This is a genomic window from Bdellovibrio bacteriovorus (genome assembly GCF_001592745.1).
Lineage (GTDB): Bacteria > Bdellovibrionota > Bdellovibrionia > Bdellovibrionales > Bdellovibrionaceae > Bdellovibrio > Bdellovibrio bacteriovorus_B.
Genome location: NZ_LUKD01000001.1, coordinates 81,064 through 94,866 on the forward strand (window position 1 = coordinate 81,064; position 13,803 = coordinate 94,866).

The 13,803-nt window shown below is 46.3% G+C and carries 12 protein-coding genes; 4 read left to right on the forward strand and 8 right to left on the reverse strand.

What is annotated here, in order from left to right; all coding sequences use genetic code 11:
* Window positions 1-2 precede the first annotated feature (2 nt).
* Window positions 3-1,568 carry an alkyl hydroperoxide reductase subunit F gene (ahpF, locus tag AZI87_RS00370; RefSeq protein ID WP_063204481.1) on the forward strand — a complete coding sequence of 522 codons (1,566 nt, stop codon included), beginning with the start codon at window positions 3-5 and terminating at the stop codon, window positions 1,566-1,568.
* Window positions 1,569-1,622: 54 nt separating this feature from the next.
* Here ahpF and AZI87_RS00375 read toward each other — a convergent pair whose 3' ends face one another.
* A complete protein-coding gene (locus AZI87_RS00375; RefSeq protein ID WP_063204482.1) occupies window positions 1,623-1,979 on the reverse strand; it encodes a VOC family protein in 357 nt (118 codons plus the stop codon).
* Between the two features lie 27 nt (window positions 1,980-2,006).
* On the opposite strand from AZI87_RS00375, the gene pepN reads away from it, so the two are divergent.
* Window positions 2,007-4,625: an aminopeptidase N gene (gene pepN, locus AZI87_RS00380; protein WP_063204483.1), complete on the forward strand. Its 2,619-nt coding sequence runs from the start codon at window positions 2,007-2,009 to the stop codon at window positions 4,623-4,625.
* Window positions 4,626-4,716: 91 nt separating this feature from the next.
* Here the strand turns inward: pepN and folE are convergent, their stop codons facing one another.
* Both folE and AZI87_RS00390 read right to left on the reverse strand, forming a co-directional pair.
* Window positions 4,717-5,433: a GTP cyclohydrolase I FolE gene (folE, locus tag AZI87_RS00385; protein WP_081112082.1), complete on the reverse strand. Its 717-nt coding sequence runs from the start codon at window positions 5,431-5,433 to the stop codon at window positions 4,717-4,719.
* Window positions 5,434-5,495: 62 nt separating this feature from the next.
* The gene (locus tag AZI87_RS00390) at window positions 5,496-6,167 is read right to left on the reverse strand and encodes a PilZ domain-containing protein (protein ID WP_063204484.1); all 672 of its coding nucleotides are present in this window, start codon (window positions 6,165-6,167) and stop codon (window positions 5,496-5,498) included.
* 128 nt (window positions 6,168-6,295) lie between these two features.
* Between AZI87_RS00390 and AZI87_RS00395 the strand changes: the two genes are divergently transcribed.
* On the forward strand, window positions 6,296-7,459 hold the full coding sequence (locus tag AZI87_RS00395) for a hypothetical protein (RefSeq protein ID WP_253696274.1): 1,164 nt from the start codon (window positions 6,296-6,298) through the stop codon (window positions 7,457-7,459).
* Window positions 7,460-7,467: 8 nt separating this feature from the next.
* On the forward strand, window positions 7,468-8,124 hold the full coding sequence (locus AZI87_RS00400) for a hypothetical protein (protein ID WP_063204485.1): 657 nt from the start codon (window positions 7,468-7,470) through the stop codon (window positions 8,122-8,124).
* A 70-nt stretch (window positions 8,125-8,194) separates the two neighbouring features.
* Here the strand turns inward: AZI87_RS00400 and AZI87_RS00405 are convergent, their stop codons facing one another.
* The 5 genes from AZI87_RS00405 to AZI87_RS00425 are packed head-to-tail and all read right to left on the reverse strand — an operon-like array spanning window position 8,195 to window position 13,720.
* Window positions 8,195-8,674, reverse strand: coding sequence for a YceI family protein (locus tag AZI87_RS00405; protein ID WP_063204486.1), 480 nt, complete (start codon window positions 8,672-8,674; stop codon window positions 8,195-8,197).
* A gap of 45 nt (window positions 8,675-8,719) precedes the next feature.
* A complete protein-coding gene (locus AZI87_RS00410; protein WP_063204487.1) occupies window positions 8,720-9,739 on the reverse strand; it encodes a c-type cytochrome in 1,020 nt (339 codons plus the stop codon).
* 15 nt (window positions 9,740-9,754) lie between these two features.
* Window positions 9,755-10,465: a hypothetical protein gene (locus AZI87_RS00415; protein ID WP_253696275.1), complete on the reverse strand. Its 711-nt coding sequence runs from the start codon at window positions 10,463-10,465 to the stop codon at window positions 9,755-9,757.
* Window positions 10,466-10,467: 2 nt separating this feature from the next.
* Window positions 10,468-12,153 carry a DUF1501 domain-containing protein gene (locus AZI87_RS00420; protein WP_063204488.1) on the reverse strand — a complete coding sequence of 562 codons (1,686 nt, stop codon included), beginning with the start codon at window positions 12,151-12,153 and terminating at the stop codon, window positions 10,468-10,470.
* Window positions 12,154-12,166: 13 nt separating this feature from the next.
* On the reverse strand, window positions 12,167-13,720 hold the full coding sequence (locus tag AZI87_RS00425) for a hypothetical protein (RefSeq protein ID WP_063204489.1): 1,554 nt from the start codon (window positions 13,718-13,720) through the stop codon (window positions 12,167-12,169).
* Between the last annotated feature and the right edge of the window lie 83 nt (window positions 13,721-13,803).

Consider the following 13,803-nt stretch of genomic DNA (forward strand, 5'->3'; position numbering starts at 1 on the left):
AAATGTTGGATTCTTCCCTTTTAGAACAACTCAAATCAGTCTTCGCATCTCTCGAAAATACAGTCGAACTTGTCGTTGAAAACAGCACTCACGACGACAATAAAGATCTTCTTGAAATGTTGAATGAAGTCGCGAGCACTTCAGATAAAATCACAGTTCGCAATAGCGGCGGTATTTCGCCGATGCCTCAGTTTCATATTGCTTACAAAGACAAACCGACGGGCATCGTGTTTAAAGGCATTCCTGGTGGTCACGAATTCACTTCGTTAATCCTGGCAATCCTAAACACCGATGGAAAAGGAAAAGCCCTAGACAGCTTGATCGCGAGCCGTGTGAAACGCTTGAAAAAGAACATCACGATTCAGTCTTACATCTCTTTGACTTGTGAGAACTGTCCGGACGTGGTTCAAGCCTTGAATCAGTTCGCGCTTGTTCACGGAAGCATGCGCCACGAAATCATTGATGGCGGCTACGTTCAAGACGACGTTCAAGCTTTGGGCATTCAAGGTGTCCCAAGTCTGGTTGCGAATTCAAAGATGTTCCACTCAGGCCGTATTCAACTTTTGGATCTATTAACGAAACTTGAAAGCACATTCGGCGTGGACGATTCAGCTCCCGTTGAAGAGCCTGTGAACAAAAACTTAGGTCACTTCGATACTTTGGTTATCGGCGGTGGACCTGCGGGCGCATCGGCGGCGATTTACACAGTTCGTAAGGGCTTAAGTGTCGCCATGATCACGGAAAAAATCGGCGGTCAGGTGCAAGAGACCAAAGGCATTGAGAATTTGATCTCTGTGGTTTACACGGAAGGTCCTCAATTGGCAGCGCAGTTGAATCAACACGTTGCTAGCTACCCAATTAAACTTTTTGAAAACCGTCGAGTTAAGAAAATTCACACGAAAGACGGCATCAAAGCTATCGAACTTGAAAGTGGCGAACACCTGACAGCAGACGCGGTGATCGTGACAACTGGTGCGAAGTGGCGTGAACTGAACGTCGAAGGTGAAAAAGACTATCTGGGTCGTGGCGTTGCTTACTGCCCTCACTGTGATGGTCCTTTCTACAAAGGCAAAAAGGTGGCCGTTATCGGCGGTGGAAACTCTGGTGTCGAAGCGGCAATTGACCTTGCGGGGATCGTTCGTGAAGTCGTGGTCTTTGAATACAATGATCAATTGAAAGCGGATAAGATCTTGGTGGATAAACTTAAATCTTTGCCAAATGCTTCGATCATCACAAGCGCAAAAACTCAGAAAGTGATTGGCGACGGCCAAAAGGTCACGCAACTGGAGTACGTCGATCGCAGTTTAGATAAAACTGAAAAGATTGATCTTGATGGTGTCTTCGTTCAAATCGGTTTAGTTCCCAACAGTCAGTTCTTGAAGGACACGGTGAACTTAAGCAAGTTCGGTGAAATCATCGTCGATGAAAAAGGTCGCACCTCAGAAGCAGGCATCTATGCTGCCGGAGACGTGACAACAACTCCGTACAAGCAGATCGTGATCGCTATGGGTGAAGGTGCTAAAGCTGCCCTTGCCGCTTTCGAAGATCGTATGTACAAACACAATTAATCGAAATAAAAAAGGGACCTCGAAGGTCCCTTTTTTATTTAATTTGAAGCTGGTTTATATCTCACAAAGTTCGATCGAATGACCATCGGGATCCAAGACAATCGCCTTCTTTCCGTCCGGCATCTCTGTTGGGTCCAAAATACACATGCTGCCTGGAATTTTCATCAGCTCACCGACGGTGCGTTCTAAATCTGTAATTCGAAAACCTAATTGCAGGCTTGGAATTTGAGCTTTTTGAGCGTTTCTGATGGAATACAAAGAAAATTCGACTCCATTGTGAAGGGCGCGATGAACTTCACTTCCCTTATCAACTTTTGACGCTGTAAATTGAAAGCCGATTATTCCATAGAATCCCAGCATGTCTTGTAGATGCGGGGTGTTTATTGTGATAGAAGTGATTAACAAACTCATCGTCTCTATTATCTGAATCGAGGGCTTATGAAACAAGAAAAAATTTATCTTAAAGACTATAAAGGACCCGCTTTTTCTGTGGATTCAATAAACCTCGACTTCGTCATCAATGAAGACTTTTGTCGAGTTATCGCCAAAAGCAAGATGAACAGAACCGAAGAAGGCGCGGAGCTGCGTTTAAACGGCGTTGAGCTGAAACTGGTTTCCGTAAAAATTGACGGAACACCTCTTAAGGCCGATCAATACCAAATCACGGAAGAAGAACTGATCATCCCTTCGACTCCGAAAAAATTTGAACTTGAAATTGAGACTGAGTTGCAACCACAGCACAACACGTCTTTGGAAGGCCTCTATAAATCCAACGGCATTTTCTGCACTCAGTGTGAAGCTCAAGGCTTTAGAAAAATCACTTACTTCTTAGACCGTCCGGATGTCATGACTTCGTACTCTGTAACTATCGAAGCGGATAAAAAGAAATACCCTGTTTTACTTTCAAACGGCGATCGCATCAAAATTGAAGACTTAGGAAACGGTCGTCACAAAGCTTTCTGGCGTGATCCACATAAAAAGCCTTGTTACTTGTTTGCTTTAGTCGCTGGAGATCTTGGTGTTATTCGTGACACCTTCACGACGTCTTCCGGTCGTAAAGTGAATTTAGAAGTCTATGCCGTGCATGGAAAACAAGAACGCTGCTGGCATGCTATGGAGTCTTTGAAAAAATCCATGAAATGGGACGAAGAGACCTTCGGTCTTGAATATGATCTTAATGACTACATGATCGTCGCAATTGATGATTTCAATGCCGGCGCGATGGAAAACAAAGGTCTTAATATCTTTAACTCTCGCTTAGTTCTGGCCGATTCCAATTCAGCAACAGACGTGGATTTCCACAGCATTGAATCGGTTGTCGCGCATGAATACTTCCACAACTGGACAGGCAATCGTGTGACTTTGCGTGACTGGTTCCAACTTTCTTTAAAAGAAGGTTTGACGGTTTTCCGTGACCAAGAATTTTCTGCCGACATGACGGATCGCGGAGTGCAAAGAATCGAAGACGTCGATGCTCTTCGCACGGGTCAATTCGCTGAAGATGCGGGCCCTAATGCCCACCCCGTCCGTCCTGAATCTTGTATGGCGGTCGATAATTTCTTCACCATGACGATCTATGAAAAAGGATCTGAAGTGATCCGTATGATGCAAACGATTGTGGGAAGAAAAGGTTTCCGTAAAGGCATGGATGAATACTTCAAACGTCATGACGGTCAAGCCGTGACGACGGAAGACTTCGCCGCCGCCATTGCAGAGCCGAATGGTAAAGACTTCACACAGTTTAAGCGTTGGTACAATCAATCTGGGACACCAGTGGTTCACGTGACCGAAGCCTATGACCAAAACAAAGGTGAATACACGCTGTCATTGGAGCAATCGTGCCCGCCGACTCCAAATCAACCGCATAAAGAGCCTTTCCACATACCATTGATGATGGGCCTTTTAGACAAAAACGGTAAAGAGCTTGCTTTAAACTGCGACAAAATCCAGGTCAATACAGATGGAAAAAATCTGATTGAACTTAAAGAGCGCAAAGAAACTTTCGTGTTTAAAGGTCTGAAAGAACGCCCTGTTCTTTCTATCCTTCGTGAGTTCTCTGCACCGATCAATTTGCGTTGGGAAGCCAGCGAAGATGATTTGTACTTCCTTATGGAAAAAGACACGGACTCTTTCAACCGTCGCGAGATGGCGCAGAAATTGGGCTTGAATCTTCTTCACAACTTGATTGCTCGTCACCGTGAAGGCGCTCCGTTAACTATCGACAATCGATATTTAAAAGCTCTCAGTGCGACGATTCGTGATGCCGATATGGATCCAAGCTTCAAGGCAAAGATGCTTCAAATCCCAAGCCATGCTATCTTGGCGCAAGAAGAGGAAGTTTTAGACTCTGAAGCCTTCCACAACGCGCGCACGACCTTGCGCACGGCGATTGCGCGTGAAAACCGCACGCAGCTTTTGGATATCTATCACAAATACCACGGTGCCGATCCGAAAAGCCATGACCCGAAAGTCTTCGGCCATCGTGCTTTGAAAAATCAAGCCCTGCACTATTTAGCTGAGCTTCACGATCCAGAAATTTTGACGATCGCGAATAAGCAGTACTGGGAAGCACAAAACATGACGGACCGTATGACGGCGTTGATGATTCTTGCGGATACAGAATCTGAATTCCGCGATAAGGCTTTGAGTGACTTCTATAACAACTGGAAAAATGACTCTGTTGTTATCAATAAGTGGTTCACAGCCCAAGCTACGACCACAAGGAAGCAGACTTTGGAAGATGTGAAGGCTTTGACGAAACATCCGGCTTTCAATATCACAAATCCCAACAACGTGTATTCGTTGCTAAGAGCTTTCGGTGCGAACATCGTGCGTTTCAATGACCCTAAAACGGACGCTTACGAATTCTACGCGGATAAGATTCTTGAAATCGACGCGAAGAACCCGCAAGTCGCCGCTCGCTTGTGCGCGGCTTTCAACTTTGTCAAAAAGTTAGATCCGGTGATGAAAGAAAAAGCTATCAAGCAAATCAAACGCATGGTGGCGGTTGAAACTCTTTCGAAAAACTCTCGCGAGCTTTTACAGTCTTCCATCTAAGAAACAGGCGGCCTTGGGCCGCTGAGGTCTTTAAAATAAAAAAGCAGAAAGGAACCCTTTCTGCTTTTTTATTTCCAATATTATTATTCAATTATTTCGTACGACAGTGCTGCAAGAACTCTTCACGCGTTTCCATACGGGTCTTAAAGTGACCACGCAGATCCGCTGTGGCAGTGGCACTACCTGTGTCTTCAATACCTCTCATCACCACACAGTAGTGCTTGGCATTGATGTGCACCGCTACGTGCTCCGTTCCCAAGATGTATTGCAGACAGTCCGTGATTTGCTTCGTCAGGCGCTCTTGCACCTGCGGGCGGCGGCCGAAGTACTGAACGATGCGATTGATCTTAGAAAGACCGATCACTTTTTTATTTGGAATATACGCGACAGTAGCAAAGCCATCGATCGGCAAAAAGTGATGCTCACAGAAAGAAAGACAGCTGATGTTTTGAACCACGATCATCTGATCGTAATTCATTTTGTTTTCAATAACCGTCATCTTCGGAAACTTTTTAGGGTCTAAACCACTAAAAACCTCGTTCACGTACATTTTAGCCACACGACGTGGTGTCTCGCGAAGACTGTCGTCGGAAAGATCCAGTCCCAAAGTTTCCATGATATCGACGAATTTTTCGGTGATCTTTTCAATCTTTTCTTCGTTTGAAAGACCATTATGGATCATCGGCGTCGGACGCACATTATCCAGGATCTGCTTTACGGCGATCGCAACCTCATGCGGTGAAGCGGGGTCTACGGGAGGCAGTTTCTTAGAGATTTTTGCCGACTTTTTCTTTGTTGTTTTAGACATGATTCTACCCTTAGATGAAAACGCCTTTATGCCCTAAAAAACTGGGGTGAGAAAGCTTAAAGCTAAACTTTCTGTAAATTTTGACTGTTTAACCACTGACGAAGCATCTCTTTATCTGAAGACGAGGTGCCTTCAAAGTGAACGCGGACATGATCGGCTTTCACATCAATGACTTTTGCAGAGCATTGAATATCGTTGATATCGGTGAACTGCAACGCGAGCTTGTCTCCGGCCTTGTAAGAAACCCCACCAGGTACCGCGATACGCGCCCCCGTATAAGAAAGATCTAAAGTTTGCGTCTCGATTCCATTCAACATCACGGGCGTCGTAATAGAAAAGCGCTCGCCTGTAGGTGCGAACCAATTTTGACGTCGATCCAGGTAAGGATAGCGGAAAAAATACGATACGGTTCCCACAATAAAAAGAACCAATAAACAATCTAGAAGCTTCGCTGTGCTGATCAAAGGATCCACATGCTCCATGTCACGAATCAGACCGTAACCCGTGTTTAAGACGAAAAGAGCGCAAAGAACGATCCCTAGAAGCCACGAGGATTTGTGACGAATCATCAAACTGACACCGGCACCGAAGATCAACAACCATCCCACCCAGCTAAAAATCTGAGTTCCTGTTCGCTGATACATGAGGATGTCCAACACGGGTGTGAGAATTAAGACGGCCGCAGCCATCTGCACTGTTCGAGGACGTTCTAAGGTGGTTGCTTTTGTTTCCATACAGGGTTTCTTATCGGAAAACAGAGCTTGAAGTTAAATCAATGTACCAAATTGAGACGGAACACACAGTGCGTTCAGAGGCAGATTTTTATTGATTCCCTCGACGCGTCCAATAGAATTTTCCCATCGTGATACATTATAAAATTACCTCCGCATTGATCGTATTGGCTTCCTTATTCACCTTTAAACAGGCCCAGGCTTATCCTGACTTTATTGGATATGCCTACTCTTCGTGCATTACCTGCCATTACAACGGCCTTGGTGGAGGCGCCCTGAATGACTATGGTCGCGCTTTGTATGCCACAGAGATCACGGCTCGTGATATTTACCCTAAGAACGTCGATGAGGAAGAAATTGCAGCTCAATCAGGATTCTTAGGAAAAAAATCACTTCCTTGGTGGGTGCGTCCCGGAATTAAATACCGCGGCCTGTGGTTGAAGATGGATCCAGGATCGCAAGCGACTTCCGAGCGATTCATCAACATGCAAAATGATGTGAATCTGACTTTCTTCTTCGACAAGAAACAGAAATACACTTTGGTAACAACACCTTCTTATACGGGCATCGAACCCTACTACGGGAAAACCAACACGTGGTTCATGAAGGAATACTATCTTCGCTACAAACAAAGCAACAACCTGTGGTGGTACGTCGGACAAATGGATAAAGCCTTCGGTCTGCGTAACGTGGATCACACCGCCGTCAATCGTCGCGTAATTACTTTAGGTCAATTCGACCAATCCCAAGGTGTTATCGCTCACTTTACCTACCCCGATTGGGACATCGCTGCGAACGTGTTCTTCGGAAACGGCGCTCAGGAAGAACCTGAAAAGCAAAAAGGTTACTCAATCACCGGCGAATACCAGGTTTTTGAAAAATTCAAAATCGGCGGCTCTTTCTTGAGTTCCGAAAGTGAACAGAGCAAATGGAATCTTTTGGCCTTCACCACGCGCATGGGTCTTTCCAAAGGTTCGGCGATCATGGCCGAAGCTGGATTTAAAGAGCGGACGAATAAACTATCTGGCGCCGATGCGATGTTAGGAACTTATGCTCTGGTTGAAACGCTTGTGAATGTGCGCCGTGGATACAATATTTTGTCGGTCGTAGAGCACAGCAAAGAGGACATCAAAAAATCCTCGCCGGAAGTGATGAAGTGGAGCTTAGGCGCGTTGATGTTCCCATTACCTCGCCTTGAACTTCGCGCCATGGCCACAAATGCCAAAGTCTACGCAGATCAAACAGGTTCGCAAGATGCCTGGGCTCTGCAAGGTCAAGTTCACGTTTCTTATTAGGAGAGGTCATGAAAAAGTTTATTTTATTTTTCTTAGTAAGCTCGTTGTTGTCGACCTCTTTTGCTCAAGAAGAAGCGTCATCTGACGAAGAGGCCGCTGCGACTACGGAAGAGACTGCAGAAGCGGCCCCCGCCCCCTCAAGCACCGTGAAGGCGAAAAAAGTGACTTCGCGTGAAACTTGGGGTGTTAACGTCGCAGCCTTGCAGTGGAATGAAAAATTAAAACTGCAGCAAGGGCTCACGAGCGAAAGTGATAATGCCAATTACAACGGTATGATCGTCACGATTCAAAAAGAAGTGACCTACTACCGCTGGGGTTGGAACTTTGGCGCGTTCATCGGAGCCGGTCGTGCCAATGGTGGCGGAGACAACTCTTTGGATTACTCTGAAGGCAAAGTGGCGTTCACAGTTTACGGTGTCTCCCCTCGCGCGTTTTATCGTTTCTCGGGCAGAATCAATGCAGGGATTTCAGTGCTCGCTTTTATGAAGAACGCGGATTGGCCGGCAGCTTCCGGTCAAACTATTGACTCTGGTCGCAATATGAACGTGATGCCGATGGCGGATCTTAACATTCGTTTGTTTCAAAAGTGGGATTTCTATCAAGGCTTAGGGCCTTTGGCGGAAGGATCCACAATGTGGAAAGTCGGAGCCACATACCGATTCTAAAAAGGCTTTAAGAGAATTAAAAAAGGCGCAGTCGATAAACTGCGCCTTTTTATTTTGTGATGTCGAAAATCTATTTCACAGGAACAGCGACATGAAGAGTCACTTCATCTTCAACGCCAACACCCATGTAGTTGATATCGCTGATTCCAAAGTCAGACAAAGTCAGTTTGAAATTCGCTTTCAAAGTTTTGCCTTCTACTTTGTATGTGCCTTCAACGTCTTTTTCTACGCCCTTGATTTTGATTTTGCCTTTACCTTTACCGCCTTTACCCGTTGCTGACACTAGAACAGCCTCTGGGAAAGCTTTTGTATCCAGGTGCTTTTGCGTGTGCTTGTCACGAAGCTCAACACCGGTTTTTAGCGTGCGAAGATCAACGATGATATTTTCCGCAGAAACTTCGTCACCCTTCACTGTCGCTTGGCCTTTTACAGAGCCGGTCTTCGCTTTGAAATCCCCCATCGGATTTAGAATCACATCTACAGTGACACTTTGAGCAAAAGCTGCGCATGATAAACTTGTTGTTAAAAACAAAGTTGCTAAAAACTTCATTAGAAAAATCCCCCTAAGTTCAGTGATTGTTTTAGTTCAATTAAATTATTTAATGCTATTGATCCAGTCAGCGATGGCCTGCACTTCCGCCGCAGAAATGCTTCCGCCTGAAGGCATGCTTTTCGCCCCACCGCCCGAAGATCCTTTAAGTACGTTGTACAACGTCGAGCCCTCGGCATTGCCTTTGACTACCCAACCATTAGAAAGCGCTTTATTCTCGGTAAGGTTCACCAGGTTCGGAGCATTACCGCCCGACTTATGACAGCTCACGCACTTCGCATCGTAAATTGCTTTTGCGATGATAAACTTAGGATTCACTTCGTCTTCACCCGTTGAAGATCCCGGAGCTGTCAGACTTGGATCCCAAATCACATTCGCAATCATATTGTTGTTCGCGACATAGCGAGACATGACGTTGAGTTCTTGATTCGTCAACTTACCTTCTTTGTAATAGCTATCGCCACCAAAGACCATGTACTCATAAACCTGTCCGCCTACTGGAGCAGCGGACACACTCTTAGCGACCACCGAAAAGTCTCCGGGTGCGATCGAGGATTTCTGCACAGTTCCCGTTTGCAAAATACCGTTAATCATTAAAGAAATTTCTCCGGCCTTCATACCGAAATTGGCACCAAGGACCATTTGATCCCCACTCGCCGGAAGATTTGATTCAATGTATTCCGTCCACGTGCCCGCACCACCGCTGCTGGAACGAACCGCACGAACTTTGCCGCTGGCAACGTTGATATAAGTCTCTTCGTTCGCGGCACCCGATGACACGGTGATAATTTTTCCTGTGGCTTTTCGGTCTACGGCGACGATCACAGACCATTGATCTGCAACCCAGAAACCTTTATTCACGAAATTAGGATTGCCCGGCTTCGACCAAGCATTCAAAGATTCGGAATCCAAAAGAGCAGGGATCGTCTTTGAGTCGAGCTCAAAGATACCTTGTTCATAGATCACTTGATCCTGCAAAGCAAAGTCACTGCAATTCTGAAATGCCACTACCAAACCGGTCATGGCCCCGACTGCAATAATGCTTTTTTTAACCCCCACGAACATTCTTCCCCCGAAAACCTATTGTAATTGCCAACCTGGCGATTCGCAAACTTGAAGAGCCAAAGCTCGCCATCTTTCAAGTGGCGTCTCGTTCTTGGCCAACAAAGCCCGGTCCAAATCTAATAAAGAGTTCACAATCAGCTCCGAAGCTTCATCTCCCCGATAAAACAAAGCGTAGACCTGACGTATCGTATCGGCTGTTGGCGCCGTCGCTCGATTGGTTAGCTTTTCTAAAATCGCATTCACACCTTGGTCCATACCGAGCACGTTCTCGCAGAACTGCACACGGAAAGACTCCCGAACGGTGTTGTCATCGGTCGTGATCGGAAGATTGGAGTTAGAGATATCTCCACCACAATCGCGACCTGAATAAGAACCATAAGGATTACAACCTAAGCCGTACTGAGCTCCGCGATTGATGATCCATTGATTGATCAGGGCTTCTAAATTGGGAACTGGAGTCGCTGAACTCGTGAATATTTCGCGCATTAAATCGGCGACGTATTCCCGATTCACTACCAAAGTTTTTTGTGTAGGCAACAGGACTTCTTTTTGCGCCGGATGCGATTGATCCGTTGAACCTTCCATACCCATGGAAAGATTCATCGAAGCCATATCCAAAGTTTCAAAACCACCCATGCCCATCTGCCCACAGTTTTGATACATCTGAGTCAGGACTAAACCGGTGATCGCTAAAGTAAAGATTTTTGTTTTTTGCGACTTCAACATCTTTACCCCACAATCTTTGCTGTTTTCATAACACGCAGGCTGTTGCCTGAAAGTTCAACCAAGGGCGCTGCCAAGTTTTCGTAAGGATTTTTTGGCACACGTAAAAGAGCTGCCACCGTTGAAGCTGCCATCGTCGGTGTGGGGCGACCCGCTTGATTGTAACCATCAATTGCGGCTCCAATACCTTGAGTCCCCGTGTAACCGCCGCCATGACCACCTTTAATGATGTTGCCGACGACATAAGGACCATTCGAGAAAGCGCCCGTGTAGACACTGGTGACCATTTGATTGAAACCATGGTCACTGCCCGTTCCATTAGCGCGGGCACTGCGATTGAATTCAGAAATAATTTGCACAACAGTTTCAGACCATAGATCTGTGTTGTTCACTTTTGTTTTCTTCAATTGATCAATCAACTCTAAAAGACCTGCCGCCAACGCGCGATAGTAAGCCGTCGTCAAAAGCACGGCCGGGATAGCGCCAGTTTCATGCATGTCTTTAATACCCGTATGCGCCATCGTGACACCGTTTGCGGCATCACGCAAAGTCACGTTGTTCAAGTCACCGACTTGAATGTTGAGTGAACTGACCAGACCTTCTTTTAAAACATACTCCGCTAAGGCCAAACCTTCGCTCAAACCACCTGATTCAGTCATTGTTGAAACGGCACTTCTCATATCAAAATCGGGATGCACTGTAAGACCACGATTTCCGTCAGCCACGTGCACACGCCAGAAATTTCCTTGGTCCGAAATCAAAGGAATATCACTGATACCGACAAGACCTGATTGGCGCATGCTGGATTCAATGATGCTTTTGTATCTATTCACGGCACTTGTCCAATATCCATCGATATTGCCGATGCCTTTTTTCATAAGGTCTGAAGCATTAGAAAGATTTTTTGCGAGAACTGTCGAGCCCGCGAAATCGGACTGAGCATAAGCACGTAAGCGCGCTTGCGCTAAATCGAAGGCATCACGGTTGCGAGTCTTTAAGTCACGACCTTTTACACGGCCCCCTTGAGGACCACCAAAGCCTTCAAGCAAGGAATGCAAAGGACTGCCGGTAAGTTTATTGAGCGCCTTACCTTTAAGAGACATGTAGTTCCCGTAAGCTCCACGGTTCGGCCACTCCACCGCCTCAAAAGTTTTTGAAGAATAGTCGGCCGCTAGACCCATCACTGAAGAAACACCACCCACAGGTGCTTGCTGAACCGTCGCATTGAACGGATGGCCGTCAAAGCCCGTACCGAAGCCGCGAATTACCAGCATGTGTTTAAGAAGATCTGTTAAAGGACGTTGTCCCGCACTGCTATTCACCGTGTGCGAAAACATGTGAGGAACTAAAACACCATTATAATTAAACGAACTGTATTCAACACCCGTGACTCTGCCACCCGAGCTCACGTATTTCGTCGCCACCATCGGATTAAAATCCAATTGTGTGTCGGAAGGATTGGTTCTCATCCAAGCGTCAAAAGTATAACGAAGAGGTCCCCCTGCCATCAAAATATTGATGTAGTTACGAGCTCCCGCTGTGCCGTTGGCCTCAGCTTGGGCTTCATGAATAAAGCCTGTGCTTAACACATTCAGCAGACGCTCAAGCGGAGTCGGAATTAAAGCTGTCGCACCGATAACGGCGCCACCAGCCATAAAACCCCTGCGTGAAAAATTATTATCGTCCCCCATTGTGTCCCCCGGTTTACTGCTCTCGGAAATTCGCTTCTTTATAGTACTTCGACGACATGATTCGTTTGATCATGCGACGAACGGATTGAGAATCGCGAAGCTCTGCCCCCAAAGCTTCCACGAACTCGCGGTCTGCTATAGATTCGCTGGATAATTTTCTGTTCAATTCTGCGTTGGCAGGATTTGAACGGTCGTAAAGAGCGACTTGGATACCTGTGAAATACTCGAAGTATCTTTTTGCCGCACAATTATAATAGTCCGGCGTATTTGCCATCGCCTCGCCCAACTGCGCAACTCCATTCACAGGTTTATCAATCAAAGTTCCTGTCATTGATCTAAAGAACAAGCGACCCGTTGGTTGTTGACGATGGAAGTTCGCCACAGGCTCTGAAGGCCAACCAGCGACGGAAGACAAATCAGGTTTATAAGTCACCATGTGCAATGCGGTTTTAGAATGTGTGCGAGATCCTTCACTCATGACGAAGTAATCAGAACCTGCCATCACCACATTGCGAGTCGTGTAGGCCATAGGATCTAAAGTCGCATGGCACATCACACAGCTTGCAGAGTTTCTAAATGGTGCAGAAGAATTTCCAACCACCATTGTGCGAATATCCGATTCACGCAGCGCCGGCAACTCTTGGCAAAGGAAAGAGTTCATATTGGTTTGCGACCAGCGACGAGCAACTTTCGTTGTTCCATTCGCCTCAAGACCACGGCCATGCCCATAGTTCAAAAGAATATAAATGGGTGTTCCTAAAACACCACCGCCCAATGTGGCGTTTAGATTGAACGAGTGATTCAATCCTTGCTGCTCATTTCCACGACGATCGGCACCAAGTGGCTGCAAGCTGACGTTTGGAATCATCACGCTCTCGCTTTTAATACGAATCCCCACTAATTCACCGACTTCAATTTTAGGTAAATGCAGGAACATGGAATTTGTCGTATCCGAATTTCCGTTAAAACCACCCGTCAATGCACGGAAGTTAAAAAGGTTTTCGTTAAAGCCCGCGTGATTGCCGTAAAGGCGACGCGCTGGAAAATTCACATTCCAGCCGATTTGACTGCGAACAGCCGCGTTTTCCTCTCGTTGAGCGTGCACACCCCAACCCAAAGTCAGAACGTCTTTGTACTCAGCCCCACGAGCAAACATGGCGCGAGTCAAAGCTAGACCTGGCTCTGTGGAGTCATAGATATCCATAGTCCCACGAGCCAACTCCTCGTTGTATTCTTGGATTTGTTCCACGGAGTTTGCAGAGAACCATGTACGATGAAAATTATAGAAGTTATTAAGAACGGCTCTAGCTTCTTTATCGTTGCGATTGATCAATGGACCCGAAGCATCTAGCTCGGCCTTATCCAAAAGACTGTTGCAGGCATCCAAGGCTTTCACCTTCCCTGCTTTGATCTGGATCATCGTAGCGTGTTTAAGAGGTACGGGCTTACCCGTTAGCTGAGTATAGCAACGATTAAAGAGCGCCGCCTCAGACAAAGTCTGAGCCGATGACGAAACTGACGCCAACAGCACCATAACTGTACCAGTAATAAAATGTGTCACGGTCATTCCCCCGAATTCTTCCGCTCCCTAATAGTATCGGATGGTTAAGGTAAAAGACGACCTCGCTTCTTAAATTGAGACATAAATAA